At 65.3% G+C, this 26,970-nt stretch carries 26 protein-coding genes; 22 read left to right on the forward strand and 4 right to left on the reverse strand.

The genetic code is table 11. The features are described 5' to 3' along the window. Positions 1–21 precede the first annotated feature (21 nt). From AC3WW4_RS04230 to AC3WW4_RS04255, 6 genes are all read left to right on the forward strand, one after another. Positions 22–684 carry an SRPBCC family protein gene (locus AC3WW4_RS04230; protein WP_488827132.1) on the forward strand — a complete coding sequence of 221 codons (663 nt, stop codon included), beginning with the start codon at positions 22–24 and terminating at the stop codon, positions 682–684. A 54-nt stretch (positions 685–738) separates the two neighbouring features. Further along, positions 739–1,242 (forward strand): (2Fe-2S)-binding protein, encoded by a 504-nt coding sequence (locus AC3WW4_RS04235; RefSeq protein ID WP_488827133.1) that lies wholly within the window; start codon positions 739–741, stop codon positions 1,240–1,242. Positions 1,243–1,244: 2 nt separating this feature from the next. Beyond that, positions 1,245–2,054 carry an FAD binding domain-containing protein gene (locus AC3WW4_RS04240; RefSeq protein WP_488827134.1) on the forward strand — a complete coding sequence of 270 codons (810 nt, stop codon included), beginning with the start codon at positions 1,245–1,247 and terminating at the stop codon, positions 2,052–2,054. 15 nt (positions 2,055–2,069) lie between these two features. Continuing rightward, positions 2,070–2,927: a fumarylacetoacetate hydrolase family protein gene (locus AC3WW4_RS04245; RefSeq protein WP_488827135.1), complete on the forward strand. Its 858-nt coding sequence runs from the start codon at positions 2,070–2,072 to the stop codon at positions 2,925–2,927. Next, the gene (locus AC3WW4_RS04250; RefSeq protein WP_488827136.1) at positions 2,924–3,667 is read left to right on the forward strand and encodes an RraA family protein; all 744 of its coding nucleotides are present in this window, start codon (positions 2,924–2,926) and stop codon (positions 3,665–3,667) included. The genes AC3WW4_RS04245 and AC3WW4_RS04250 overlap by 4 nt, the downstream gene beginning before the upstream one ends. A 477-nt stretch (positions 3,668–4,144) precedes the next feature. Next, positions 4,145–5,155, forward strand: a complete 1,011-nt coding sequence (locus AC3WW4_RS04255; RefSeq protein ID WP_488827137.1) for a porin — start codon at positions 4,145–4,147, stop codon at positions 5,153–5,155. 124 nt (positions 5,156–5,279) lie between these two features. Here AC3WW4_RS04255 and AC3WW4_RS04260 read toward each other — a convergent pair whose 3' ends face one another. Both AC3WW4_RS04260 and AC3WW4_RS04265 read right to left on the reverse strand, forming a co-directional pair. Next, on the reverse strand, positions 5,280–6,326 hold the full coding sequence (locus tag AC3WW4_RS04260; protein WP_488827138.1) for an XdhC family protein: 1,047 nt from the start codon (positions 6,324–6,326) through the stop codon (positions 5,280–5,282). A 29-nt stretch (positions 6,327–6,355) separates the two neighbouring features. Continuing rightward, entirely contained in the window at positions 6,356–7,354 is a 999-nt protein-coding gene (locus AC3WW4_RS04265; RefSeq protein ID WP_488827139.1) for a LysR substrate-binding domain-containing protein, read from the reverse strand. 378 nt (positions 7,355–7,732) lie between these two features. Between AC3WW4_RS04265 and torT the strand changes: the two genes are divergently transcribed. The 14 genes from torT to AC3WW4_RS04335 all read left to right on the forward strand — a co-directional run bounded on the left by torT (position 7,733) and on the right by AC3WW4_RS04335 (position 22,443). Next, on the forward strand, positions 7,733–8,800 hold the full coding sequence (gene torT, locus AC3WW4_RS04270) for a TMAO reductase system periplasmic protein TorT (protein ID WP_488827140.1): 1,068 nt from the start codon (positions 7,733–7,735) through the stop codon (positions 8,798–8,800). After that, on the forward strand, positions 8,797–10,329 hold the full coding sequence (locus AC3WW4_RS04275; protein WP_488827141.1) for a sugar ABC transporter ATP-binding protein: 1,533 nt from the start codon (positions 8,797–8,799) through the stop codon (positions 10,327–10,329). Before torT ends, AC3WW4_RS04275 begins: the two co-directional genes overlap by 4 nt. A gap of 8 nt (positions 10,330–10,337) precedes the next feature. Continuing rightward, a complete protein-coding gene (locus AC3WW4_RS04280; protein WP_488827142.1) occupies positions 10,338–11,363 on the forward strand; it encodes an ABC transporter permease in 1,026 nt (341 codons plus the stop codon). Positions 11,364–11,565: 202 nt separating this feature from the next. Further along, positions 11,566–13,107 carry a 4-hydroxyphenylacetate 3-hydroxylase N-terminal domain-containing protein gene (locus AC3WW4_RS04285; RefSeq protein ID WP_488827143.1) on the forward strand — a complete coding sequence of 514 codons (1,542 nt, stop codon included), beginning with the start codon at positions 11,566–11,568 and terminating at the stop codon, positions 13,105–13,107. Between the two features lie 23 nt (positions 13,108–13,130). Continuing rightward, positions 13,131–13,679: a flavin reductase family protein gene (locus AC3WW4_RS04290; protein ID WP_488827144.1), complete on the forward strand. Its 549-nt coding sequence runs from the start codon at positions 13,131–13,133 to the stop codon at positions 13,677–13,679. A 50-nt stretch (positions 13,680–13,729) separates the two neighbouring features. Further along, complete coding sequence (locus AC3WW4_RS04295; protein ID WP_488827145.1) at positions 13,730–14,662, forward strand: VOC family protein; 933 nt, start codon at positions 13,730–13,732, stop codon at positions 14,660–14,662. A gap of 13 nt (positions 14,663–14,675) precedes the next feature. Then, positions 14,676–15,431: a ribonuclease activity regulator RraA gene (locus AC3WW4_RS04300; RefSeq protein WP_488827146.1), complete on the forward strand. Its 756-nt coding sequence runs from the start codon at positions 14,676–14,678 to the stop codon at positions 15,429–15,431. Continuing rightward, positions 15,428–15,850 carry a cupin domain-containing protein gene (locus tag AC3WW4_RS04305; RefSeq protein WP_488827147.1) on the forward strand — a complete coding sequence of 141 codons (423 nt, stop codon included), beginning with the start codon at positions 15,428–15,430 and terminating at the stop codon, positions 15,848–15,850. Before AC3WW4_RS04300 ends, AC3WW4_RS04305 begins: the two co-directional genes overlap by 4 nt. 35 nt (positions 15,851–15,885) lie before the next feature. Next, positions 15,886–17,415 (forward strand): aldehyde dehydrogenase family protein, encoded by a 1,530-nt coding sequence (locus AC3WW4_RS04310; RefSeq protein WP_488827148.1) that lies wholly within the window; start codon positions 15,886–15,888, stop codon positions 17,413–17,415. A gap of 25 nt (positions 17,416–17,440) precedes the next feature. Further along, positions 17,441–17,869, forward strand: a complete 429-nt coding sequence (locus AC3WW4_RS04315; RefSeq protein WP_488827149.1) for a RidA family protein — start codon at positions 17,441–17,443, stop codon at positions 17,867–17,869. Continuing rightward, positions 17,866–18,720, forward strand: coding sequence for a fumarylacetoacetate hydrolase family protein (locus AC3WW4_RS04320; protein WP_488827150.1), 855 nt, complete (start codon positions 17,866–17,868; stop codon positions 18,718–18,720). The genes AC3WW4_RS04315 and AC3WW4_RS04320 overlap by 4 nt, the downstream gene beginning before the upstream one ends. A 55-nt stretch (positions 18,721–18,775) precedes the next feature. Next, complete coding sequence (gene trkA / locus AC3WW4_RS04325; protein ID WP_488827151.1) at positions 18,776–20,275, forward strand: Trk system potassium transporter TrkA; 1,500 nt, start codon at positions 18,776–18,778, stop codon at positions 20,273–20,275. Between the two features lie 5 nt (positions 20,276–20,280). Next, positions 20,281–21,741: a TrkH family potassium uptake protein gene (locus AC3WW4_RS04330; RefSeq protein ID WP_488827152.1), complete on the forward strand. Its 1,461-nt coding sequence runs from the start codon at positions 20,281–20,283 to the stop codon at positions 21,739–21,741. A gap of 87 nt (positions 21,742–21,828) precedes the next feature. After that, a complete protein-coding gene (locus AC3WW4_RS04335; RefSeq protein WP_488827153.1) occupies positions 21,829–22,443 on the forward strand; it encodes a trimeric intracellular cation channel family protein in 615 nt (204 codons plus the stop codon). A 30-nt stretch (positions 22,444–22,473) separates the two neighbouring features. Here the strand turns inward: AC3WW4_RS04335 and AC3WW4_RS04340 are convergent, their stop codons facing one another. Further along, entirely contained in the window at positions 22,474–23,109 is a 636-nt protein-coding gene (locus AC3WW4_RS04340; protein WP_488827154.1) for a CatA-like O-acetyltransferase, read from the reverse strand. Between the two features lie 138 nt (positions 23,110–23,247). On the opposite strand from AC3WW4_RS04340, the gene AC3WW4_RS04345 reads away from it, so the two are divergent. Both AC3WW4_RS04345 and AC3WW4_RS04350 read left to right on the forward strand, forming a co-directional pair. Then, a complete protein-coding gene (locus tag AC3WW4_RS04345) occupies positions 23,248–23,586 on the forward strand; it encodes a hypothetical protein (RefSeq protein ID WP_488827155.1) in 339 nt (112 codons plus the stop codon). A 127-nt stretch (positions 23,587–23,713) separates the two neighbouring features. Further along, positions 23,714–24,103 (forward strand): COG4315 family predicted lipoprotein, encoded by a 390-nt coding sequence (locus AC3WW4_RS04350; protein ID WP_488827156.1) that lies wholly within the window; start codon positions 23,714–23,716, stop codon positions 24,101–24,103. A gap of 21 nt (positions 24,104–24,124) precedes the next feature. Here AC3WW4_RS04350 and AC3WW4_RS04355 read toward each other — a convergent pair whose 3' ends face one another. After that, positions 24,125–26,935 carry a cation-translocating P-type ATPase gene (locus tag AC3WW4_RS04355; protein WP_488827157.1) on the reverse strand — a complete coding sequence of 937 codons (2,811 nt, stop codon included), beginning with the start codon at positions 26,933–26,935 and terminating at the stop codon, positions 24,125–24,127. Between the last annotated feature and the right edge of the window lie 35 nt (positions 26,936–26,970).

The raw sequence follows: 26,970 nt of genomic DNA on the forward strand, positions 1-26,970 counted from the left end.
CGTAGAGAGAGGACCACCGCCATGGAGCTGAGTGGAGCACAAGTCATTCCCCAGTCGCGCGAGCGTGTCTGGGCCGCCCTGATGAACCCGGCCATCTTGCAAGCCGCCATCCCCGGGTGCGAAGCCATTGAAGACCAGGGACAGGGGGTGTTCGCGGTCACCGTGATGGCCGCCGTGGGGCCCGTCAAGGCTCGCTTCAAAGGCCGCCTGCAACAGCTGGACCTGCAAGCGCCCACGCGCTACACGCTGAGCTTTGAAGGGCATGGCGGCATGGCCGGCTTTGCCAAGGGCAGTGCCGAGGTCGACCTGGAGGCTGTCTCCGAATCGGAGACCCGCCTGGTCTACCGCACCCAGGCCGAGATCGGGGGCCGTCTGGCGCAGATCGGCTCACGCTTGGTAGACGCCGCGGCCGCCCACATGTCCAAGCAGTTCTTCGAGCGCCTGGTGCAGGCCATGCAGGCGCCGGCCCCTCAGGCGGTCGCCTCGGTGGCGTCGGCTGCCACCACGCCGGCCAGCGTCGGGTCCGCCCCGATTGCGGCCCCTGCCGCTGCGGCAGCGATGGCCCCGGTGGCCGTGGGGGGCGTCGGACTGGGTTCGGTCGTCAGCGTGCAGATGCCAGCGTGGACCTGGGCGTTCACCGTCAGCGTCATCGCCTTGCTGGCGGCCTACCTGGGCACGCACTGAGGCCCACGCCTCAGGTCCTTCTTGCCCGACCGACACGCAGACAACAGGTTTCCCATGCCCCAGATCTCCCTCACCGTCAACGGCATCGTGCAGACGCACGAGGTCGAGCCCCGCACCTTGCTGGTGAAGTTCCTGCGCGAGCACTGCGGCCTCACCGGCGCCCACGTGGGCTGTGACACCACGCAATGCGGCTGCTGCACCGTGCACCTCGATGGCCGTGCCGTGAAGTCCTGCACCATGCTGGCCGTGCAGGCCGATGGCGGCCAGGTCACCACCATCGAAGGCCTGGGCTCGCCCACGCAGATGCACCCCATGCAGCAGGCCTTCCAGACCCACCATGCGCTGCAATGCGGCTACTGCACCCCCGGCATGATCATGCAGGGTGTCGACATCGTCCGCCGCGGCAAGGCGTGCGACGAGCGCACCATCCGCCATGAGCTGGAAGGCAATCTGTGCCGCTGCACGGGCTACCAGAACATCGTGGAAGCGATTGCCGATGTGGCCCAGCGTTGCCCCGAATCGTGCGGTGCACCGCGCGCCGCCTGCACCGGGGGCTGAGCATGGTGGATTTTGACTATGTGAAGCCCGCCACCCTGGCCGAGGCCCTGTCCGTGTTGCGCAGCGACCCGGAGGCCAAGCCCTTGTCGGGTGGCCAGACCCTGATCCCGACGCTCAAGCAGCGCCTGGCACGTCCCACGCTGCTGGTGGACCTGCAGGCCCTGCCCGAGCTGCGCGGCATCGAAGTGAACGACACGCACGTCAGCGTGGGCGCCATGACCCGCCACGCCGAGACCGCCTCACACCCAGGCATCGCCGCCGCCATCCCTGCCTTGACGCACCTGGCCAGCGGCATTGCCCACCCGCAGGTGCGCCACGTCGGCACCATGGGTGGCTCGATCGCCAACAACGACCCCGCCGCCGACTATCCAGCCGCCCTCGTGGGCCTGGGTGCCGAGGTGCAGACCACGGCGCGTGTGATCCCGGCCGATGACTTCTTCACCGGCCTGTACAGCACCGCGTTGGAACACGGCGAGCTGGTGCTGCGCATCCGCTTTCCGCGGCCACGCCGAGCCGGCTACTGCAAGATGCCCAACCTGGCCTCGGGCTATGTCACCACCGGCTGCTTCATCGCCGAGATGGCGCCCGGGGTGGTGCGCGTGGCCGTCAACGGCGCCGGTCCCTGCGTGTTCCGCCATCGCGAGATGGAAGCGGTCCTGTCTGCCGATTTCTTGCCGCAGGCCCTGAGCGCCTGCACCCAGTCGCCCGAAGGCCTCAATGGCGATCTGCACGCCACACCCGCTTACCGCGCCCAACTGGTGCGCGTGGCGGCCGGTCGTGCTCTTGCCATGGCCTTGCGCACCGAATCTTGAACAAGGAGCACCTGTATGAAATGGATGTCATTTGCCAGCCCCATGGGCAGCAGTTTCGGGGTCGTCCGGGGCGACCACATCATCGACGTGGGGATGCGCCTGGGCGCCACCTGTCCTGATCTGCGCACAGCCCTGCGCGGCGGCTCGCTCGACCGCTTCGCCCCGCTGGTTGAAGGCGCCACGCCCGACCATCACATCAACGACGTGATGTTCCTGCCCGTCATCCCCAACCCCGGCAAGATCCTGTGCGCCGGCCTGAACTACGTGGCCCACCGCCTCGAAGGCCAGCACAAGACCGAAGCCACCGTGCCCCCATTCTTCACCCGCTTTGCACAGTCGCAAGTGGGTCATGGCCAACCGATGGTCTGCCCGCGTGAGTCGAGCCAGTTCGACTACGAGGCCGAACTGGCCGTGGTCATCGGGCGCGCGGGCCGCCGCATTGCCGAGGCGGATGCCCTTAGCCACATCGCCGGCATCAGCTGCTACAACGACGGCTCGGTGCGCGATTGGCAGCTGGCTTCCGGCCAATGGACGCCGGGCAAGAACTTTCCCGCCACCGGCGCCTTTGGTCCCTGGATGGTGACGAGCGACGAGCTGGCGCCGGACAGCGTGCTCAGCCTGGTCTGCCGCCTCAATGGTGTCGAGATGCAGCGCACCACCACCGACCTGATGATGTTCAACATCCCGCAGCTCATCGCGTTTTGCTCCACCTTCACCACGCTGGAGCCTGGTGATGTCATCGTCACGGGCACCCCCGGTGGCGTGGGCCTGCGCCGTGATCCGCAGGTGTGGATGAAACACGGTGACGTTGTCGAGATCGAACTCGAAGGCGTCGGCATCTTGCGCAACCCCATCGTGAAGGAGGCCGCATGAGCCAGCCCGCCCCACACCAACCGATCTCCGACGAACTGCGTGCCAAGCTGTCGCGCTGTGGCGCGGCCACCCTCAGCAACGCCTTGCTCAAGCGCGGCTACCGCAACACCTTCCTGCTGGGTGTGCAAGGCGTGGCGGCCGACCAGACACCGATGGTGGGGCCGGCCTTCACCCTGCGCTTCATCCCCGCGCGCGAAGACAAGGACAGCATGGCGCTGTACGCGCGTGACGATGGCCTGCACCGCCGCGCCATCGAAGAATGCCCCCCCGGTGCGGTGCTGGTGATGGACGCCGGCGGCGATGCCCGCGCCTCGTGCATGGGTGACATGATGGCCCTGCGCTTGAAGATGCGCGGCGTGGCTGGCGTGGTCACCGACGGTGGCTTCCGGGACGTGCCGGGCATTGCTGCCACAGGGTTGCCGAGTTTTCAGCGCCAGGCTTCTGGCCCGGCCACACCGATTGCCTTGCACCCGGTGGAGTTTGACGCGCCGGTGGGGTGCGCCGGGGTGGCGATCTATCCCGGTGACGTGATCGTGGGCGATGGCGAGGGTGTGGTGGCCATTCCGCGTGAACTGGTGGAAGAAGTGGCCGACGAAGCCTTTGCGGCCGCCGAATATGAGGCATTTGCCGCTGCCCATATTGCCCGTGGACGTTCCATATTCGGATTGTTTCCGGCTACGCCTGAAAGTCGCGTTGAATATGAGCAATGGGTGGCAGCGGGTCGTCCTGCTCTGGTTTGAATATGGTCTGGTAACTGGTTGGATGCTTGGTGGTGTGGGTTGACAACAACGGCCGATGTCACCTGAATAATCAATTGCGAGCAGGTGTTGAAGCATGGTTTGAATATCTCGCACCAAATGGGTGAAATGCATTCACCATGACAGGGAAAACCCGCCCCATTGAGAGCCCGGTTGGCATATTGCCGCCGGGTTTTTTCCTTTTGGGTGAAAAGGGCGTGTGGGTTTGTCTGGATATAACTTATCGGAAATTTTGATGTTGTCTTAATTCATTGGTCATTCACTGTTTGTGTCGGAACAATGAAACCCACTTGTGACAAATCTTCTTCGTTGCAAGACGTCCCGATCGGATGTGCGCTCCATCGCATCTGAGCCGGCGCGGCCTGGCCCAGAAATATTGGCGGCCAGTCACCGCTCGGGACGCCACAAGAGTTTCAAGCCCCTTGGGGCCCTTCATTCACACGTACGGAAAGGTGATTCATGAAAAAGACAGTCATTGCGCTGGCAACCCTGGTGGCTTCGGCCGCATATGCCCAATCGAGCGTGACCTTCAGTGGCGCGGTGGACATGAGCATTGAAAAGTCCGGCTCGGGTCAGCCGGTCAAGCTCGAGTCCGGTCGCAGCAGCAACACCTTCTTCCGCATCGCCGGCGTCGAGGACCTGGGCGGTGGCTTGAAGGCCAACTTCTTCATCCAGACCGTGGTCTCGGCCGACACCGGCTTCAGCTCCAGCGTCGGCAACGACGGCTCCTTCGTGGGCCTGAGCGGCGGCTTCGGCGCCATCAACATTGGCAAGAGCCTCAACCCCATCTTCCTGCAGGCCCTGGCCTACACCGCCAACAACACCAAGGGTGTGAGCGGCTTCGCGACCCTGGGTGATGGTCTGGGTGACCAGCCGTTCCTGGCCGGTGACAAGGGCACGCTGAACAACGGCGGCGTGACCGTGAACAACCAGGTCACCTACAGCACGCCCAACTTCTCGGGCTTCAGCGCCACCGTGGGCTATGCGCCGTCGGAAATCAAGGGCAACAAGAACCACCAGGTCGTGACAGTGCAGTACGCCAATGGCCCGCTGATGGTTGCGCTGGGTCACGGCACCCGTCCTCGCTCATTGGTGCTGGATGCCACCAACGCTACCAACGTGCCCGACGAGATGATGAGCCAAGTGGGTCTGGCGTATGACTTCGGCGTTGCCCGTGCCACCTTGCTGTTCCAGAAGGACCGCAACTACGAAGACTCGAACGCCTACTCCCTGGGTGTGACCGTGCCGGTGAGCACCGGCAGCATCTGGGCTTCGTTTGACACGCGCCAGCTGGCCAACGACGAAAGCGTCAAGGTGCTGCAACTGGGCTACAAGCACTTCCTGAGCAAGCGCACCCACCTGTACGCGAACTTCGGCACGCGTGACAAGAGCTGGGATACGCCCACCAACTCCATGACCACCGACAAGCGTGTCACCGGTTACGGCTTCGGTATCAACCACACCTTCTGATCGCACGTCGATCAGGTCAGGCTGAATGCACTGATTCAGCCTGACACCCCTCGCTCTTTGGTCTTTACAGGGTTCTCCTTTCGGGTCGGCTGCAAAGTCCGACCCGTTTTTTTTGCGCAGGGTGTCAGTGCCGCGTGCAGGACGGCTCTAGCAGGGCCGGGTTGCGGTCCTGGGCGTTCTTGGCGTGGCCGACCTGCATCTGCGTGGGCAGCGCGATGCCGTTCTTCGCCGCCACGATCTCGGCCAGGATGGACAGCGCGATTTCCGCTGGTGTCTTGCTGCCGATGTACAAGCCGGCCGGGCCACGCAGGCGTTCAACCTCGGCCTCTGTCAGGTCGAAGTGCTCACGCAGGCGCTCACGGCGACGCTGGTTGTTCAGGCGCGAGCCAATGGCGCCCACGTAAAAAGCCTTTGTCTTCAAGGCGTCCATCAAGGCCAGATCGTCGAGCTTGGGGTCGTGGGTGAGGGCGATCACCGCCGTGCGTTCATCGGGGCGCAGGGTCTGCACCACGTCATCGGGCATCTCGCTCACCAAGGACACCCCACTCAGGGTCCAGCCTTGTCTGTGCTCGATGCGCGGGTCGCACACGGTGATGTCAAAGCCCAGGCCCAGGGCCGTGGTGCACAGGTACTGCGACAGGTCGCCTGCACCGATCACCAGCAAGCGGTAACGGGGGCCGAGCACCAGGCTGAGGCGTTCATCGCTCAGGCTGGGAACCGCATCGCTGTGGGGTGCAGCGTCCAGCGTCACTTCACCCGTGCGCAGGTCCAGATCGCGCTGCACCACCTCGCGGGCGCGCAGGGCGTCCAGCAAGGCGTGGATGCGGCTGCGTGCGGCCAAGGGCTCCAACACCAGTTCGATGGTGCCACCGCAAGGCAGGCCATAGCGGTGGGCCGTCTCCTCGTCGATGCCGTAGCGCAGCACCTGGGGCAGGCCGTCGGGGCACAAGGCCGCGGGGCCGGCTTCACGCAGGCGCGCCACCAGATCGTCTTCAATGCATCCGCCCGATACCGAGCCCACGGTCAGGCCATCGGGCCCCAGCACCATCAAGGCACCGGGTGGGCGGGGGGAGGAGCCCCAGGTCCTCGCCACGGTGACGAGGATCGCGCTGCGCCCCTCGTCGAGCAGGCGGGCGCAGGTTCTGAGAACGCGGGTGTCGAGGTCTTCCATGGGGTCTGTCGGTGGGGGCAGGGGCGGGCTCACAGCGTCAGAGCCAGGGCGGTGGCAGAGACCTGCGCGCCGGAGTGATGGGGATCGCGTTGGTGGAGCAGCTCATCGCGGATCTCGCGGAACAGCGCGCGCACCTGTTGCTGCGCCTTGGTCATCTTGCGCTCCACCATCCACACCAGGCCCACATGCATGTCGATGTTGGGCAGGGCCAGCGGCAGGATGCGCAACACCCCGGTGTTCTGGAAGTACTGTGCCACCTCGCGCGACAGGCAGCCGACCGAATCGGTGCGCTGCAGCACGCCCACGTTGGTCAGGGTCGAGACCGAATCGATGTGCCGGCGCGGCACGTTGACCTCGTGTTGCAGCATGAAGTCGTCGATCAGGTTGCGCGTGAACGTGCCGATGGGGGGCAGCACCATGGGGTAGTGCGACAGCATCGGCCAGCCGAGATGCGTTTCCTCGGTCAGCGGGTGGCCGGCCCGGGTCACGAGCACGACCGGGTCGCGGTACAGCAGCTCGGTGCCGAACTCGACGCCCATCGGGCGCGGTGGCAGGTTGCCCACGATCAGGTCCAGGTCGCCCGCGCGCAGCATGGGCAGCATCGACTCCATCGTGCCCTCGCGCACCGAGGCGGTCACGTCGGCAAAGTCGGCTTCCAGCCGGGCAATGAACTCGGGGACCAGCGAGGCCGTGGCCGCCGGCAGCACGCCCATGGTGACCTTGGTCACCCGGCCCTCGGTGATGTCCAGCAGCTCGGAGCGCAGCGAAACCATCTCGTCGAGGATGTTGCGCGCATGGCGGATCAGGCAGCTGCCGTGTTCGGTGGGCTCCATGCCGCGGGCGGTGCGCTCGAACAGCTTGACCTCCAGGCCGCTTTCCAGTCCCGCCAGGGTCTTGGAGATGGCCGGTTGCGTCACGTTGAGGTAGTCGGCCACGCGGCCGACGCTGCGCATGTCATCGAGGGCGACCAACAGCTGCAGGTGGCGCAGTTTGACGTTGGCGCGGAGATACCAGTCGAGTTGGGCCATGGGGTGTCCGGGCAAAGGGCGGAGAACGGCTCCACCCGATGGCATGAATAGATGTGTTTTTTAAGCACAAATCGTGCCTAGCATGATTTGATGCCGTTTGCGGGGTGATTTTGCGCACTGTCTGGCGGCGTGACGGGATTCTGCACCCTCTGAGTGCTGCTTCAGCATTGGGGAAAGCCCTTGCGCACCAAGGGAGGGCATGCAGAGAGGGTTTTCCCTTAAATGGTGCTCAGGGTTAGTACGGCATAACCAAACTGACATATAACCGAATGGAAATATTCAATAGACGTTAGGTCCCGGCATGGCCAACACTGTGACCGTCAACAGCGCATCTCGGCTGTTTTTTTCGGACCCTGTACCTGCCCTCTGGACGCGATCATGAAGACTCATTTCCCCCTCGCCAGATTCGTTGCCGCCACCGCCTTGGCCTGCGCCGCCGTCGGTGCTCAGGCGGCCGAGTGGTTCCCCTTGCCGGTCAACAGCACGGCTGCCAATGGCGCCACCAGCCAAGTTCAGTACCAGGCCTTGCCCAAGGCCGCTCAGCCCTGGAAGATCTGCGTTTCCTTCCCGCACATGAAGGACGCCTTCTGGCTGGCCGCCAACTACGGCGTGGTGGAAGAGGCCAAACGCCTGGGTGTGAAGCTCCAGGTGCTCGACGCCGGTGGCTACACCCAGCTGAGCAACCAGATCTCGCAGATCGAGAACTGCGCTGCCGGTGGTGCCAAGGCCGTGGTCATTGGCTCCATCTCGCAAGACGGCCTCAACAACCTGGTGGCCGAGCTCAAGAAGAAGAACATCCCCGTGGTGGACGCCTTCAACGGCATCGTCTCCAAGGACGTGGGCGCTCGCGTGCTGACCATTCCGCGTGAAGAGGGCGAGCGCGCCGGTCGCTACCTGGCCCAGAAGCACCCCGCTGGCAGCAAGCCCGTCAAGGTGGCCTGGTTGCCGGGCCCGGCGGGCGCCGGTTGGGTCGAGCTGTTCAACGCCGGCTTCACCTCGGCCATCAAGGGCAGCGCCGTGCAGATCGCCGAAACCAAGTACGGTGACACCGGCAAGGAAGTGCAGTCGCGCCTGATCGAGGACCTGCTGCAAACCCACAAGGACATCGACTACGTGGTCGGTACCGCCGTGACCGCCGAAGCCGCCGTGCCGGTGCTGCGCGCCCGCGGTGTGGCCGGCAAGGTCAAGGTCGTGTCGGTCTACATGACCCCCGGGGTCTACCAGGGCCTCAAGGCCAAGACGATCGACGCATCGGGCATGGCCCCGGTGGTGCTGACCGGCCGCATTGCCATCGACCAGGCCGTGCGCCTGATCGAGAAGAAGGACGTGCTGACCAACGTCGGCCCGGTGGGCAAGGTCTACACCCCTGCGGACATCGGCACCCTGAAGGTCGACACCGTGCTGGCGCCGGCCAACTTCCGTCCCACCTTCCGAGTCGGTCAATGAGTGCCGTGCCGGCTCATCTGGATGCGGCCCACGGCGTGAGCCAGGCCGAACCCCTGATGCGGGTTCGGGGCCTGAGCAAGCGCTACGGCACGCACCTGGCGCTCAAGGGCGTGGACCTGGACCTGATGCCCGGGCAGGTGCACATCCTGTTCGGTGAGAACGGCGCCGGCAAGTCCACGCTGATCTCGATGATCGCGGGAGCCAACCAGCCGACCGACGGTTGGCTGGCGGTGGCGGGCCACAAGGGCAGCTTCCGCTCGGTGGCCGAGGCACGCGCCCATGGCGTGCGCGCGGTGTTCCAGGAGTTCTCGCTGATCCCGCACTTGACGGTGGCCGACAACATCACCCTGGGTGAAGAGCCGGTGGCAGCGTTCGGTTTCCTGTCGCACGCCTCGGCACGTGAGCAGGCCGTGCGCCTGATCGCCGACCTGGGCTTCGACATCGATGCCGATGCCGTGGTGGCCGATCTGCCGCGCGGCAAGCAGCAGATGGTCGAGATCTGCAAGGCCGTGCGCCAGTCGCCCCGCGTGCTGATCCTGGACGAGCCGACGGCCTCGCTGTCCGAGCACGACACCCAGGCGCTGTTCGCGCTGGTGGCGCGACTCAAGGCGCAGGGCACGGCCATCATCTACATCACGCACCGCATGCACGAGATTCCCCTGATCGGGGACAGCCTCACCGTGTTGCGCGATGGTGCCCAGATCGCCACCGTCTCGGCGCAAACCCCCGAGTCGGACCTGATCGAGCTGATGACCGGTCGCACCGTGTCGGACATCTACCCCGCGCCGCGTGGCGAGCCGGGCCAGGTGCTGATGTCGCTGCGTGGCCTGAGCACCGCCGATGGCGCTGTCATCGAGGCCAGCCTGGATGTGCGCGCCGGTGAGATCCTGGGCGTGGCCGGCCTGGTGGGCTGCGGCAAGAGCGAGCTGGGTCAGGCCTGCTTCGGTTTGAGCCCGATTGCCGCTGGTCACCTGATGGTCGATGGCAAGCTGGCGCGCTTCAAGCACCCGGCCGATGCGATCGAGGCCGGTGTCTGGTACTCGCCGCCCGACCGCAAGCGCGACGGCCTGGCCCTGATGCGCCCCGCACGCGAGAACATGACCCTGTCCTCGCTGGCTTTCGGCAAGGCGCGTGGCGTGTGGCTGCGTGCCAAAGCCGAAGGTGAACTGCTGTCCCACCTGTCCTCGCAGGTCGACTTCCCCCAGCCGCGTCTGGGCGAGTCGGTGGCGAACTTCTCGGGGGGCAACCAGCAAAAGGCCTTGCTGGCCAAGGGCCTGGCCCAGGACGTCAAGGTCTACATCTTCGATGAGCCCACGGTGGGTGTCGACATCGGCGCACGCCAGGCCATCTACAAGTATCTGGGCGAGTTGAGCGCGGCCGGCGCCGCCATCGTGCTCATCTCCTCGGACCTGCCGGAGTTGCTCGGCATGTCGCACCGCCTGATGGTGATGCGTGGCGGGCGCCTGGTGAGCGAGTTTGCGCGTGCCGATTACGACCAGCACCGCATCCTTGAGCAGTTTTTTGAGTGAGTTCCATCATGTCCACAAGCACGACCCTTGCTGCCCCCGCTGTGGTGGCGAACGTTCCTGCCAGCGAGGCCCCGGCCGCCTGGCGCCAGTGGCTGGCCCGTCACCGTCAGGCGGCGGTGCTGCCGGTGCTGTTCATCGGTGCCATGGTCATCTTCACGGCCCTGGCCCCTGGCTTCCTCAGCCTGGACAACCTGACCAACGTCGCGCGTCAGTCGGTCTACCTGCTGATCGTGTCACTGGCTCAATTGTTGGTCCTCATCGGTGGCGGCCTGGACCTGTCGGTCGGTGCTGTCGTGGCCCTGTCCTCGGTGGTTGGTGCGTCGGTGATGGCCGCTGTGCTGCAAGCCATGCCCGACTCTCCCGGTCTGGCCATCCTGGCGGGTACCGCTGCCGGCCTGGCCTCGGGGGCGGTCATCGGTCTGATCAACGGCTGGGGCACCTCGACCCTGCGCATCCCGGCTTTCATGATGACGCTGGGCATGTCCTCGGTGGTGTTCGGCATCACCTTGCTGGTCAGCGGGGGCGTGCCCATCTATGGCCTGCCGCCTGAGTTCGGTCAGCTGTTTGGCTTTGGCTCGCTGTTGGGCGTGCCGACCCCGGTGTGGGCGGCCCTGGCAGTGGTGGTCGCGGTGTACGTCCTGCTGGAGCGCACCCGCTACGGTCGCCACCTGTACGCCACGGGGGGCAACCTGCGTGCGGCCGAGCTGTCCGGGGTGCGCACCCGTCGCGTCAGCATCATCGCCTTCGTGCTTTCCGGCGTGCTGTCGGCCCTGTGCGGCCTGCTCCTGACGGCCCGCCTGGACACCGGTGAATCGAACATCGGCGCCAGCATGCCGCTCGAATCCATCGCGGCCTGCGTGATCGCTGGTGTGGCCCTCGCCGGTGGCGTGGGACGCGCCCTCGCGGTGGTGGTGGGCACCTTGCTGATCGTGTTCGTGCAGAACGGCATGAACCTGATGCAGGTGGGGGCCTATGCTCAGACCATGGTCATCGGCGCGATCCTGATCACGGCCATGGCATTGTCGAGAAAGTAATAACGCAGGGCCTCATGCCTGGGAAATGGGCGGCAATGGGTTGTTCTACTCATGTCGCACAGGTTATGAGTGCCACTTGCAATCGTCATTAGACAAACCGGGCCCTGTCCCAGAACATGGGCCCGACAGCACCACAACAACAGCAGTTTGAGTGAGGCGCTCGGTACCCCCGAAGCCCTCTGTATCCCCAGGAGAACTTTCCATGTCAGCAGCAGAAGTCAACAAGGACCACATCCCCTTCACCGGCCAGGAATACCTGGACAGCCTGGACGATGGCCGTGAGGTCTGGATCTACGGCGAGCGCGTCAAGAAGATCACCGAGCACCCGGCCTTCCGCAACTCGGCCCGCATGATCGCCCGCATGTACGACGCGCTGCACGATCCGGCCAAGAAGGACATCCTGACCGTGCCGACCGAGTGGGGCGGTTTCACGCACCGCTTCTACCGCGCGGCCAACACCATCGAAGAACAGGTTGCGCAGCGTGACGCCATCGCCGAATGGCAGCGCATCTCCTGGGGCTGGATGGGCCGCTCGCCCGACTACAAGGGCTGCTTCCTGGGCACCCTGGGCGCCAACGCCGACTTCTACAAGGGCTTTGAAGAGAACGCCCGCCGCTGGTACCGCAAGGCGCAGGAAAAGACCTGGTACGTCAACCACGCCATCATGAACCCGCCCGTGGACCGCGACAAAGGTCCGGACGCCGGCAAGGACGTGTTCGTGCGCGTCACCAAGGAAACCGACAAGGGCATCTATGTCAGCGGCGCCAAGGTCGTGGCCACCGGTTCGGCCCTGACCCACTACACCTTCATCGGCCACGTCGGCCAGGTGGCGGTGCAGGACCCGGCCTACTGCCCGGTCTTCATCATGCCCACCAACGCCCCCGGCGTGAAGCTGCTGTGCCGCGTCTCCAACGAGTACCGCGCCGCCGCCCTGGGCAGCCCCTTTGACTACCCGCTCTCCAGCCGTCTGGACGAGAATGACGCCATCCTGGTGATGGACAACGTGTTCATCCCCTGGGAAGACGTGTTCCTGCATGGCGACCTGAAGCAGGCCAATGCCTACAACGTCGGCTCCGGCTACCTGGAGCGAGCCTCCATGCACGGCTGCACCCGCTTTGCCGTCAAGATGGACTTCCTGGTCGGCCTGCTGACCCGCGCGCTGGAGATCACCGGTGCCAGCACCTTCCACGGCGTGCAGTCGCAACTCGGTGAAGTCATCGCCTGGCGCAATGCCTTCTGGGCCTTGTCCGACGCCATGGCCAAGAGCGCCCAGCCCTGGAACGGCATGATCCGCCCGATGCCCGAGCCCGCCGGTGCCTACCGCGTGCTCAACCAGGAGGCGATGCCCAAGATCAAGAACATCATCGAGACCGTGGTGGCCTCGGGCCTGATCTACCTGAACTCGCACACCAGCGACTTCAAGTGCCCCGAGATCCGCCCCTACATCGACCAGTACGTGCGTGGCTCCGGCGGCGCTGATGCCGTCGAGCGCGTCAAGGTCATGAAGATGCTGTGGGACGCCATCGGCAGCGAGTTCGGCGCCCGCCATGAGCTGTACGAGATCAACTACATCGGCTCCAACGACGTGACCCGCCAGACCAACCTGTGGTCGGCCAAGGGCAATGGCCTGTTGGACCAGTGCAAGGCCTTTGCCCAGACCGCCATGGACGAGTACGACCTGGACGGCTGGACTGCGAAGGATCTGATCAACCCGGATGACGTGAGCATCCTGACCAAGCGTTGAGTGTCGCCATGAGGAATCTGTCCATGACCGCCCTTGCCATGATGGAAACCATGCCCCCTGCGGTGGCCACGCCCGCCTCGCAGCCCGCCACGCCGCCGTTCACCTCGCGCCAGTTCCGTGATGCGATGGGCCAGTTCGCCACCGGCGTGGTGGTCATCACCACCGAGGTGGATGGTGAGCCCCACGCCATGACGGCCAACGCCTTCATGTCGGGCTCCCTGGAGCCGCCGCTGGTGATCGTGTCGGTGGCCTGCACGGCCAAGATGCACGACAAGCTGCAACGCGCAGGCCGCTTCGGCGTCAGCGTGTTGGCCAAGCCCCAGCTGTCGGTCAGCAACCACTTTGCTGGCAAGCCATCGCCCGACTACGCCCCGACTTTCCAGTCGCTGTGCGAGATGCCCGTGATCGAGGGCGCGGCGGTGCAACTGGCCGCAGACCTGCAGCATGCCTACCCCTGCGGTGACCACACGCTGTTCATCGGTCGGGTGCAGGAGCTGTGCCTGGACGGCGAATGCGATGGCCCGCTGCTGTACCACGGTGGCCGCTACGCCGCCCTGAACCAGCTGAACTGAGCGCCCCGGGGCTGCGGCCCCCTCCAACGAATTGACTGTGAGTGAAGACCATGGCCCGAGCCATTGACATCGCCCAAGTGAGCTATGAAGCGCCTGACCTGGCCTTGATGGAGCGCTTCATGACCGACTTCGGTCTGCGTCGCGTGCCCAGTACCGATGGGGTGCTGTACATGCGCGGCAGCGGGCACCAGCATCACCTGCACGTGACCCGCCACGCCACGAAGCAACGCTTCATCGGCGCCACCCTGGAAGTGGCCAGCAAGGCGGACCTCGAAGAGCTGGCGGCCTTGGCAGGCTCGTCACCGATCGAGTGGTCCAACGAACCCGGTGGTGGCTGGCAGGTGCTCATGCACACACCGGACGGCATCGAGATCCGCGCCGTCTGGGGTCGTGAGCACGCCGCGCCGCTGCCCATCCGGGGCCCGCATGCCTTCAACGCCGGCCAGGCCAAGCACCGCGTCGGCTCGTCCATCCGCGTCAAGCGCGAACCGTGCGAGGCCATGCGCCTGGGCCACTTCGTGCTGCACGTGAGCAACCACGACGAGACCGTGAAGTGGTTCCGCGACCGCTTCGGCATGTTGCCCTCCGACTTCTTCGTGCCGCCCGGCACCGATGGCCCGCCCTACGGCACCTTCCTGCGCTTCGACCGCGGGGCCGAACTGGTGGACCACCACAGCCTGCTGATCCTGCAGTCGGACTGGGTGGGCGTGCACCACTGCTCCTTCGAGGTGCAGGACCTCGACGCCATCATGGGTGCGCACGACTACCTGGTCCAGCAAGGCTGGCAGCTCGACTGCGGCGTGGGTCGTCACCTGATGGGCAGCCAGGTCTTTGACTACTGGAAAGACCCGTTCGGCTTCCGCGTCGAGCACTACACCGATGGCGACGTGGTCGATGCCCGTCACCAGCCGGGCGTGTTCAACGGCACGGCGCCCGAAACCACCCAGTGGGGCATGGAGCCTCCCATGGAATTCTTCCAGTGACGAGGATCACCACATGAGCTACACCACTGAACCGATCTCCGACATCACGCGCGAACGCCTGATGAAGGTGGGCACGGCCAACGTGACCAATGCGCTGCTCAAACGGGGCTTTCGCAACGTTTACCTGCTGGGCCTGGCACCGCTCGATCCGGCACAAGGCCAGCTGGTCGGCCCCGCCTACACGCTGCGCTTCATGCCGGCCCGTGAAGACCTGGACACCATGGCGAACTATGGCAAACGCGACAACCTGCATCGCGTGGCGATCGAGCAGTGCCCACAAGGCGCTGTCCTCGTGATCGATGCCATGGGCTCCACCAAGGCCGCGGCCATGGGTGACATGATGGCCCTGCGCCTCAAGAACCGCGGCGTCAAAGGGGTGGTCACCGATGGGGGTTACCGTGACGCGCCGGCCATCCTGGCCACCGGTCTGCCGTGCTACCAGAAGCAGAGCGCGCCGCCGGCGACCGCCATTGCCATGCACCCCATCGAGCTGAACGGCCCGGTCGGTTGTGCCGGCGTGCCGGTCTACCCCGGTGACGTCATCGTTGGCGACGGCGAAGGGGTGGTCTGCATCCCGCGCCATCTGGTCGACGAGATCGCCATCGAAGCCCTCGACGCCTTCGAATACGAAGCCTATGCCGCCCAGCTCATCGAGCGCGGCACCTCCATCCTCGACTGCTTCCCGGCCACCCCCGAGAGCCGAGCAGCCTACGACCAATGGATGGCCGCCGGCCGTCCCGCCTTCCCACTTCTGGAGACCACACCATGAGCCCCGATGTCAACACCATGAAGACGCTGGAAATCCTCATCAACCGTGATGACCTGGATCCAGACCAGTGGATCAACTTCCCCGAGTACGGCTTCCGTCAGTACTTCCTGTTCAAGAACACCGAGACCGGCGCCTCCATCGCCATCCTGGAGTTCGACAAGGGCGGCCGCATCCCGGTCAAGCACGTGCACGCGTCCAACCAGTTCATGTACTGCCTGGAAGGGGACTACGAGTACACCGACGTGGCCCTGCGCCTCAAGCCCGGTTCCTTCTACATGAACCCGGTGGGCCAGGCCCACGGTCCGACCATCGCCCACGAGCGCAGCGTGCTGATCGAGATCTACGACGGCCCCCACTACAAGGAAAAGCCGGTCTTCCACACCGACGAGACCATCGGCGACTTCCTGGCCAAGCCCTGAGCCGCGCCACCCCCATTCAGATTGAGAGTTCATCCATGTTTGACACCCAAGACATCCTTCAGAAGGCCGGCATTGCTGCCGTCCAGTCCGGCTCTTATGGCGCCACCCTGGGCTGGGCACCGGTGGACGGCCGCAACACGTTCGATGCCATTTGTCCCGCTGACGGCAAGCTGAGCGCCCGCATCGCCGGCTCGACCGCTGAAGACTACGAAGCCATCGTCTCGGCCTCGCTCGACGCCCAGAAGCGCTGGCGCATGGTGCCGGCCCCCACCCGTGGCGAGTTCGTGCGTCGCATCGGTGAGCTGGTCGAAGAAAACATGGAGATGCTGGCCGCCGTGGTCATGCTCGACACCGGCAAGTCCCTCATGGAAGCCAAGGGCGAGCTCAAGGAAGTGGTCGACATGGCCACCCTGTCGGCTGGCCAGTCGCGCATGATGTACGGTTTCACCCAGCAGTCACAGCGTGCCAAGCACCGCATGTACGACCAGTGGCTGCCGTTGGGCGTGGTCGGCATCATCACCGCCTACAACTTCCCCGCCGCCGTGTGGGCGCAAAACGGCTTCCTGTCGGTCATCGGTGGCAACACCGTGATCTGGAAGCCCAGCCCCAAGGTGCCGCTCACGGCCATCGCCATGCAGAAGTTGGCCAACCAGGCCATGAAGGAGTTCAAGTGCGAGGGCGTGTTCTCGCTCTACACCCCGGCCGACAACCAGCTGGCCGAGCTGCTGCTGCGCGACACCCGCGTGCCGCTGATCTCCTTCACCGGCTCGTCGGGCGTGGGCCGCAAGGTCGCTGATCTGGTCGGCCAGACCCTGGGCCGTCGCTTCATGCTCGAATGCTCGGGCAACAACGGTTGCATCGTGGACGAAACCGCCGATCTGAAGCTGGCCGCCCGCGCCATCACCTTCGGTGCCGTCGGCACCACCGGCCAGCGCTGCACCAGCACGCGCCGCATCATCGCGCACCGCTCCATCGTCAACGAGCTGGTCGAACTGATGGCGTATTCCTTCGAGCAGATCACCATCGGTGACCCGCGCGAACCCGGTACCGTGGTGGGCCCGCTGATCGACGGTTCGGCCGTGGGTCAGTACGAAGCCGCACTGGCTCAGGCCGTGAGCCTGGGCGGCAAGATTGTGTACGGTGGTCAGCGCATCAACCGCCCCGGTCACTACGTGCAGGCCGCCATCGTCACCGACGTGAAGCCCGAGTGGGAGTGCGTGCAGCACGAGACCTTCGCGCCCATCGTCTACGTCATGCCCTACGACACCCTGGAAGAGGCCATCGCCATCCACAACGGCGTCCCCCAAGGTCTGGCCTCGGGCATGCACTCCACCAACCTCACCCACATCGAAACCTTCCTGTCGGCAGCAGGCAGTGACTGCGGCATCGTGCGCATCAACATGGGCACCACCGGCGCGGACGTCGGCGCTGCTTTCGGGGGCGAAAAGGAAACTGGCGGTGGTCGTACCGCGGGGTCCGACTCCTGGAAGGGCTACATGCGCCGTCAAAGCGTGTGTGTGAACTGGGGCGGCGAGTCCGCCTGGGACAGCCGCATCAAGCTGTGATCACCGATTTAGGAAGTTTTCAAACATGACCATTCTCAAAAAGCGTTCCTCCTCTCCCGCCGTGGCCGAGCCTGTCCCAGGCATGTGGACCAACTGCATGACCGTGGGCAACATCGCCTACATCTCGGGCATGACCGCCCGCGGCAACGACCGTGTGACCATCCAGGGCAAGGACGAGTACGAACAGTCTCGTGTGATCTTCCAGAAGATCAAGGACCTGACTGAAGCTGCCGGCGGCTCGATCAACGACGTCGTCAAGATGACCATCTTCGTCGTCAACATCGAGCACAACCACCTGGTGTGGAAGGCACGTCAGGAGTTCTTCAGCGGCGACTTTCCGGCCTGCACCCTGGTGGAAGTGAAGTCGCTGGCCAAGGGCGCCAGCGCCCAGATCCTGGTCGAGATCGAGGGCATTGCCCACATCGGCTGCAGCGGTGAAAAGGCCGTGGCATGAAGCTGATCTCTTTCCAGACCCGAACGGGCGACAGCTTTGGTCTGGTCGACGGTCAGGACGTGTACGACCTGGGCCGTCGCCTGGGTCCCGAATGTCCTGACCTGCGCACGGCCATCGCGCAGAACCAGTTGGCGCAGTTTGCCCAGTTGGCCGGCAGCGTGGCACCGGATCACCAACTGAGCCAGTTGACCTTGCTGCCGGTCATTCCCAATCCGGGCAAGATCGTGTGCGTGGGGCTCAACTACCACGCGCACCGCCTCGAAGGCGGGCATGGCGAGGTGGGGGATCCCACCTTGTTCTTGCGTGTGGCGGAGTCTCAGGTGGCCCATGGGCAGCCGATGATCTGCCCGAAGGAGTCGGACCAGTTCGATTATGAGTGCGAGATTGCTGTGGTGATCGGCCGGGGTGGCGATCGGATCACTGAGGCCGATGCACTCACCCATGTGGCCGGCATCTCGGCCTACAACGACGGCTCGGTGCGCGACTGGCAGATGGCCACGTCGCAGTGGACCGCCGGCAAGAACTTCCGCGCCACCGGGGCTTTCGGGCCCTGGCTGGTGACGACGGACGAATTGTCGCCGGATCGCGTGCTGAGCGTCGTCACCCGCCTCAACGGTGTGGAGATGCAGCGCAGCACGACCGACCTGTTGATCTTCTCGATTCCGCGCCTGATCAGCTACATCTCGTCCATCATGCCGCTGTCACCTGGTGACGTGATCGTGACCGGCACGCCCGGTGGCGTCGGCTTCCGGCGCTCGCCGCAGGTGTTCATGCACCATGGCGACGTGGTGGAGGTGGAGGTCGAAGGCGTGGGTGTCTTGCGCAATCCCATCGTCAAGGAAGGCGTTTGAGTGCTCAACGGAACTAAATGCACTGGCTCCGTTCACCTCTGAGTTCGACTGGCTGATGTCCTCAGGGGCATCGGCCTGCGGCCCCGTTTGGCCCCCAGGATCGGCGTTGCGGATTTTACGCAGCTGGTGCGCCACGGGTGCGGCGCAATGGCACAGTACGGCCATGCACATCATCATTTTGGGCGCCGGCCGGGTTGGCGAGAGCGTGGCCGAGAGTTTGGTCTCCGAGCAGAACGACATCACCGTGATCGATCAGGACCCGGTGCGCCTGAGGGTGCTGGAAGAGCGCCTGGATTTGCGCGGGGTCGTGGGCAATGGCATCCAGCCCTCGGTGTTGCGAGAGGCCGGAGCGCAGGACGCCGACATGGTCATCGGGTGCGCCACCTCGGACGAGTCCAACCTGGTGTTCTGCAAGGTGGCCTACAACGTGTTTCAGGTGCCCACCACCATCGCACGTCTGCGCTCACCCGAGTTCAAGGAGGGCGATGAGCTGTTGTCCAAGGCAGGATTTGCGGTCGACCAGGTCATCTGCCCGGAGGATTCGGTCACGCACTACATCAACAAGTTGCTTGCCTACCCCGAGGCCCTGCACGTGCTGGAGTTTGCGGGCGGTCGGGTGTGCCTGATCGGGGTGAAGGCCGTGGCGGGCAGTGCCTTGGCCGGACGCACGCTGGCGGAGGTCAGGCAGTGCTTCCCGAGCTTCGAGATGCGGGTGGTGGCGCTGTACCGTCAGGATGTGGGCATCGAGCCGACACGTGACACGGTGGTGCTGCCTGGCGACGAGGTGTTCGTGCTGGCCGCTCAGGAGCACATCCGGCAGGTGCTGCGCGCCATCCACAATGTGGACCAGCCGGTGCAGCGGGTGATGATCGGTGGCTGCGGCAAGGTGGGGCTGCGTCTGGCACGCAGCCTGATCGGGCAGTACCAGGTCAAACTCATCGAGCAAAAGCTCACCCGTTGCGAGTACCTGGCCAGCCAGCTGCCTTCGGATGTGCTGGTGCTGCACGGGGACACCGTCGACGAGGATCTGCTGGAGGAAGAGAACGTGGCCGACATGGACATGTTCCTGGCGCTGACGGATGACGACGAAGACAACATCATGGCCGCGATGTTGGCCAAGCGATTGGGGGCGCGCCGGGTGATGGCGCTGATCAACCGTCGCTCTTATGCCGACATGTTGAACGGCGGCATGATCGACATTGCGGTCTCGCCCGCCCAGACGGTGATCGGGGAACTGCTGACCCACATCCGCCGCGGTGACGTGGTGGGGGTGCACAGCCTGCGCCGCGGTGCGGCCGAGGCCCTGGAAGGGGTGGCGCGGGGAGATGTCAAAACGTCTCGGCTGGTGGGGCGGCGCATCGAGGACATCAAGTTGCCCGCCGGCGCGCGCTTCGGTGCGATCGTGCGAGGGGAGGGGCGACAGTCTCAGGTGCTGATGCCACACCACGACACGCTCATCGAGTCGGATGACCACATCATCATCTTCATCCCCCACAAGCGGCTGGTTCGTGCGGTAGAGAAGCTGTTCCAGGTCAGTGCCACCTTCTTTGGGTGAACGTCATGCAGTTGTTTGGTCCGGTTTTGGCCTTGCTGGCGCGCATCCTGATGGCGTTTGCCTTTGCCTTCTTTGTGCCTTTGGCCTGGGCCTGGTACGGAGATGCGATGGCCCTGCGCGCGGTATGGGGCGCGTCGTTCGGGCTGGCGTTTGGCAGCGGCTGGTTGCTGTTCATGGTCAGCCGCAGGTACCGACGGGAGCTGTTGCCGCGCGATGGTTTTTTGCTGGTCAACCTGGTGTGGGTGGTGCTGACCTTTTACGCGATGGTGCCCTTGCTGTTTGCGGTGCCGGGCATCACCTGGAGTCAGGCCTTTTTCGAGGCCATGAGTGCCTTGACGGCCACCGGGTCCACGGCTTTGTCAGGTCTGGATCATCTGCCGGTGTCGGTCAATGTGTGGCGCTGTTTCCTGCAACTGGTGGGCGGTTTGGGCATTGTGCTGCTGGTGGTGGCGGTGTTGCCGCTGTTGGGGCTGGGTGGCATGCAGCTCTACAAGGCCGAAACCCCGGGGCCCATGAAAGACGCCAAGTTCACGCCGCGCATTGCCGAGACGGCCCGTGGCCTGTGGGCGGTGTACTTTGTGCTGTCGGTTGCGTGCTTTTTTGCCTACCGCTGGGCGGGCATGAGCTGGGCCGATGCCTTCATGCACATGTGCACGACCATGGGCCTGGGCGGCCTGTCTTCGCACGACGACAGTTTTGGCTACTGGCATTCGCCGGCCATCGAGTGGGTGGCGACCCTGTTCATGACCCTGGCGGGCATCAGCTTCCTGCGCTATTTCATGGTGTGGCGCTCACGCTCGCTCAAGCCGGTCACCGACGACCGCGAGATCCGCATGTACATCGTGGTCTTGCTGGTGGCGACGCTGGTGGTGTTTGTGAGCCTGTTGGACCACCGGCCTCAGGCGACCGCGGGAGACACCCTTCGCACCGCGCTCTTCCATGTGGTGTCCGTGGCCACGACCACGGGCTACGCCTCGCAGGACTACACGCAGTGGCCCGTGGCTTTGCCGGTGTTGATGATGTTTCTGGGCTCGTTCGTCTCGTGCGCTGGCTCCACGGGGGGCGGCATCAAGATGGTCCGCATGGTCTTGCTGGTCAAGCAGGCGCGAAGGGAGCTGGTGCGCATCATCCATCCCCGGGTGGTGAACCCGGTGACGCTGGGCGGCCAGACGGTGCCCGCGCCGGTCATGCATGCGGTGCTGGGCTTCATGCTGATCTACGGCGGGGCCACGATGGGGTTGACCTTCCTGATGCTGCTGTCCGGGCTGGACATCGTGACCGCATTCTCGGCGGTGGTGGCCACGGTCAACAACATCGGTCCTGGGCTGGGGCAGGTGGGGCCGGCGGGCCATTTCGGGGGCTTGAGCGCCTTCCAGCTCTCGGTGCTCAGCTTTGCCATGCTGCTGGGGCGACTGGAGTTCCTGACGGTGCTGGTGCTGTTCACCCGGCATTTCTGGCGCCGCTGAGGCGGCCGGATGGCCGGTGCCCAGTGGTTCACTGGGAGATCGCCTCCGTCCGATAATGGCTGTTTACGCGATTGACGGAGACGGGCCGTGTTGACCTTCATCTACCTGGTGGCCATCACGGCCGAGGCCATGTCCGGTGCCTTGGCCGCCGGGCGTCGCAGCATGGACATCTTCGGGGTGGCGGTGGTGGCGTTTGTCACCGCGCTGGGCGGCGGCACGGTGCGCGACATGATCCTGGGGCACTATCCGATCGGCTGGACGCAGCACCCCACCTACATCTACCTGGTGATCGGGGCGGGCTTGTTGACCATCGTGGTCGCGCCTTATATGCACCACCTCAAGCGCACGTTCCTGGTGTTGGATGCGCTGGGGCTGGTGGCGTTCTCGCTGATCGGCTGCGATGTGGCGCTGCAGATGAACTATCCCGTGGCGGTGGTGATCATGGCCGGGATGATCACGGGGATCTTCGGGGGCATCTTGCGCGATGTGCTGTGCGCGCAGGTGCCGGTGGTGTTCCAGCGCGAGATCTACGCGATCGTGTCACTGGCGGTGTGCGGGCTGTTTCTGTCGCTCAGGGCGTTGGGGGTCGATCAGGAGCTCAACACCCTCATCAGCTTCGCGGCTGGCCTGTCGCTGCGGCTGGCAGCCATCTACTTCAGCTGGAGCCTGCCGACTTTTGCCTACGACCGCCGCTGGGATTGACGGCGTGCGTCTGACCTCGCTGGTGAGGCGTCAGGGCAAGCGCACCGCCCCCAAGGCTTCGTAAAACTGCGCCAGGTGGATGCCATCGACCACGCCGTGGTGCGCCTGCACCGCTACGGGCATCACCCAGGTGTCACCGCGGGCCGTGAACTTGCCCAGCGTGATCACAGGAATGTAGGCGTAGAGCGGGTCGTAGGGGTGCGTGAAGGCGGTGAACGACAGCCACGGCACCGTGGTGATGAAGAACATGTGGTGCTTGGCGCCCACCGACAGGTCGGGGGTGAGCTTCACCGCGTCCATGCGGGTCTGGTTCTCTCGGCAGTAGGCGCCAAAGTCGTCCAAGTGGATGCCGTCACAAAAGGAGAACAGCCCGCCTTCGCGCGCCACCGTGTAGCCGGGGTCGGTGCGGTCGCATTCGTACAGCACGCCGTCGATCACACGCTGGCGAAAGGCGGGCACGGCCTGCACTGCTCGGGACACCGCGTAGCTCATGCCCAGAAAGAACGAGACGCCCAGGGTCTGGCAGGCTTGCCGGATGGCCGTGATGTCGACCTCGCAGGTGACGCTGAGCTGCGGCATGCTCCGCTCGGCGAAGGCGCGCAGGATGTCGGCGCGCGGGTAGGTGTCGAGGTCGATCCGGCGGAACGTGGGGGGCGGGGTCGTCACGGTGAGGCCCTGGAGCGTGAAGGAAGTGGCATTACACCAGGGTTCACATCCCCGTCCGCCACCAGAGAAGCAGGGGTGCTGGCACGGTTTAAGGGTTTACCCTAGAATCGCGGCTGTTCTCATTCAAGCTTCCTCACCATGTCGACCGATCCGAACGTCAATCTGAACCTCATGCTGGGGCTGAGCGTGGCGCCTTTGAGCGTGGCCAATGCCTATCTCAGCCAGCTGGAGCGGGGTTCGATCCACTCCCTGCAATCGCATGACCGTGCGATGTCGCGGGCCCTCAACACCTTCAACACCCTTTGGTTCAACCTGGGGCTGGACGCCGTGAGCGCGTCCCGCAACGCGGTGCGCTGCGCCGAGGACCTGGGTGTGCCCAACCCGCTGTTGTCGGCGACCGATGAGGTGCTGTCGCAGCAAGAAGCTTCGCTGCGGGCCACCGCGCGCAAGGTGGTGCGCATCGCCTACGCTTACTGAATTGATCGCATCCGGGGCGCTGACACGGCGCTGTCAAATTCATTCTCTATAAAGCGATCCTTGCTGTTCCAACATGAGAACGGTCAACTGTAAGCACTGGAGATGGATGATGCGATCGCTTTTGAGCATGTCTGCCGCACTGGTTGTGGCGCTGTCCTTGACGGCCTGCGGCACGATGACGAATGAGGCTGCGGTGTCGGCCGAGGGCTTCCCGACGCGCACGGCCGACGGCCTGCTGGTCGGCCCCAATGGCATGACCGTGTACACCTTTGCCAAGGATGGCAAGAACTCCGGCATGTCGGAGTGCTACGACGCCTGCGCGACCAACTGGCCGCCGCTGACCGTGCCGACTGGCACCCTGGCCACCAAAGAGTATCCGCTGATCATCCGCATGGATGGCACGCGTCAGGTGACCCTGGATGGTCAGCCCCTGTACTACTTCGCCCAGGACGCCAAGCGCGGCGAGACCACCGGTGACGGCCGTGGCGACGGCGCCTGGAAAGCCATCCGCCGCTGAGCCTCCTCGCAGCAGGGGCGCTCACCGCGCTGTTTTCAGCATGGGTCGGGCCTGACGCTCGACCCATTTTTTCGTCTCGCTCACCCACAGCACTGCGCTGCCCATGCCGAGGCAGAGCCCCCACTGTGCCGCGCTCAAGGGCACGGTCCCGAACGCCACATTGAGCACCGGCAGGTGCACCACGGCCACCTGCAGCAGGGCGGACAGGCCCACTGCGCCCCACAGCCACGGGTTGACGAAACCCTGCTGGAATGCGCTGTGGGTGTCGGACCGGGCATTGAAGGCATTGAACAACTGCGCGAACACCAGCACGGTGAAGGCGGCCGTGCGAGCCAGGTCCAGTTGCGCCTGGCCTTCGATCAGCCCCCCCGGCAAATGCCAATCCAGCGTCAGCAGCGTACACACGGCGATGACCAGGCCGTTGAGCATCACGTTCGCCCACATGCGCAAGTCGATCACCCGGTCGCTCAGGCGGCGTGGTGGCCGCGCCATCACGTCGTCGGTGGGCGGGTCCATCCCCATCGCCAACGCCGGGCCGGAGTCGGTGATCAGGTTGACCCACAGCAGCTGGGTGGCGAGCAGGGGCAGGATCACCCCGTGCGCCTCGTCCAGCAGGCCCAGCCAGCGCGCCGCCACCACACCCAGGAACACCGTGAGCACCTCGCCCATGTTGGACGACAGCAGATAGCGCAGGAACTTGCGGATGTTGTCGAAAATGGCGCGTCCCTCGCGCACCGCCTCGACGATGGTGGCGAAGTTGTCATTGGCCAGGATCATCTTGGCCGCCTCCTTGCTCACCTCGGTGCCGGTGATGCCCATGGCGATGCCAATGTCGGCAGCCTTGAGCGCCGGGGCGTCGTTGACGCCATCGCCGGTCATCGCGACGATGTGGCCCTGGGCCTGCAAGGCATCGACGATGCGCAGCTTGTGCGCCGGGGCCACGCGGGCAAAGACCGAGGTGGTGCGCACGGCGTCGGCCCAGCCAGCATCATTGAGCGCATCGAGCTCGGTACCGGTGAGGGCGCGGGCGCCGGGTTCGACCAGGCCCAGATCGCTGGCGATGCGCTCGGCGGTGCGCGGGTGGTCGCCCGTGATCATGATGACCCGGATGCCGGCGCGCCGCGCCTGCGCGATGGCGTCGCCGGCTTCCTCGCGGGGCGGGTCGATGATGCCGGCGGTGCCCACGAAGATCAGCTGCTCTTCCAGCGCATGACCGGCCTGCAGGTCTTCATGCGCGGCGATGGGGCGGTAAGCGACGGCGAGCGTGCGCAAGGCGGCCTGGGACAGTTCCTCCACCTGCGCCAGGGCCTGGGCGCGTCGTTCGGGCGTCATCGGCTCGATCGCCTGGCCCACGCGCAGGTGCGTGCATCGCGCCAGCAGCACATCGGGCGCGCCCTTGCACACGATCACCGGGGCATTGCCCTGCTCTCGGTCGAGCGCCAGGACGGACATCATCTTGCGGTCCGAGGTGAAGGGTACCTCGCTGATGCGCTCGAAGCGGGCATCGCGCTGCGCCTGCGCGCCCAGTTTGTGTTCGGCCACCAGGAAGGCCGCCTCGGTGGGATCGCCCTGAATCTCCCACTCCCCGGTGGGCGTCTGGCGCAGGTCGGCGTTGCCGGCCAGGCTGCCCCCGCTGAGCAGGGCGATGTGTTCGCTGTGCACGTCCCCTCCGGTCAGGGCCTGCCCCTGGTGCTGCACCTCGCCGTTTGGCGCATAGCCCACGCCGGTGACCTGGGTGTGGCCCGAGGCGGTCATGCCGCGCTGCAGCGTCATCTCCGAGCGGGTGAGGGTGCCGGTCTTGTCCGTGCAGATGACGGAGGCCGAGCCCAGGGTCTCGACCGAGGACAGGTGCTTGACGATGGCCTGGCGGCGCGCCATGCGCTGCACGCCGATGGCCAGCACCATCGACAAGATGGCGGGCAGGCCTTCGGGCACGGCGGCCACGGCCAGCGACACGCCCAGCATCATCACCGAGATCAGCGAGGCCACACTGTGCACCTCGGTGACCAGCAGCACCGAGCCCACCACCAGGGCGCAGATCACGATCACCGCCAGGCCCAGCATCTGGCCGACCCGGCGGATCTCCTTTTGCAGCGGGGTGGCGTCCTGGCGGGTCTCGGCCAACAGGTGGGCGATGGCGCCCATTTGCGTGGCCATGCCGGTGGCGGTGACGATGGCCAGGCCGGTGCCTTGCGCCACGGCCGTGCCTTTGAAGACCATGTTGTGTTGATCGGCCACCGCTGCGGGGGCACTCAGGATGGTGGCGTCTTTCAGCACCGCTTCGCTCTCGCCGGTGAGCGAGGCTTCCTGCACACGCAACGAGGCGGCCCGCACCAGGCGCGCGTCGGCGCCCACGGCATCGCCTTCACCCAGCACCAGCAGGTCACCGCACACCAGGGCTGCGCTGGGCACCCGCGTCAGTTGGCCGTCTCGCATCACCGCCGAGGTGGCCTCAACCATGCGGGCCAGCGCCGCGGCGGCATCGGCAGCTTTGGCCTCCTGCACGTAGCCCAGGAGGGCGTTGAGCACCACGATCACCACGATGACCACGGCGTCGACCGGCCAGCCCACGCGCCCCTCGATGGCCCAGGCGAGCAGGGTCACCACCACCGCGGCCATCAGCAAGTAAATGAGCGGGTCCTGGAACTGCTTGAGCAGGCGGCGCCACGCCGGGGGAGGGGGCGTGGTTTGCAACTGGTTGGGGCCGTCCTGGGCGAGGCGGCGGGCGGCTTCTACAGCTGTCAAACCGACGACAGGGTCGGTCTGCAGGGTGGCCGCCACGGCGTCGGCTGTCTGCAAGGAGGCATTCAGGGGCAGGTCGGTGGTGGCCATGTCAGCGTATCGCGTAGAAAGGCCAGACGTTGCGC

The organism is Aquabacterium sp. TM01 (assembly GCF_057808345.1).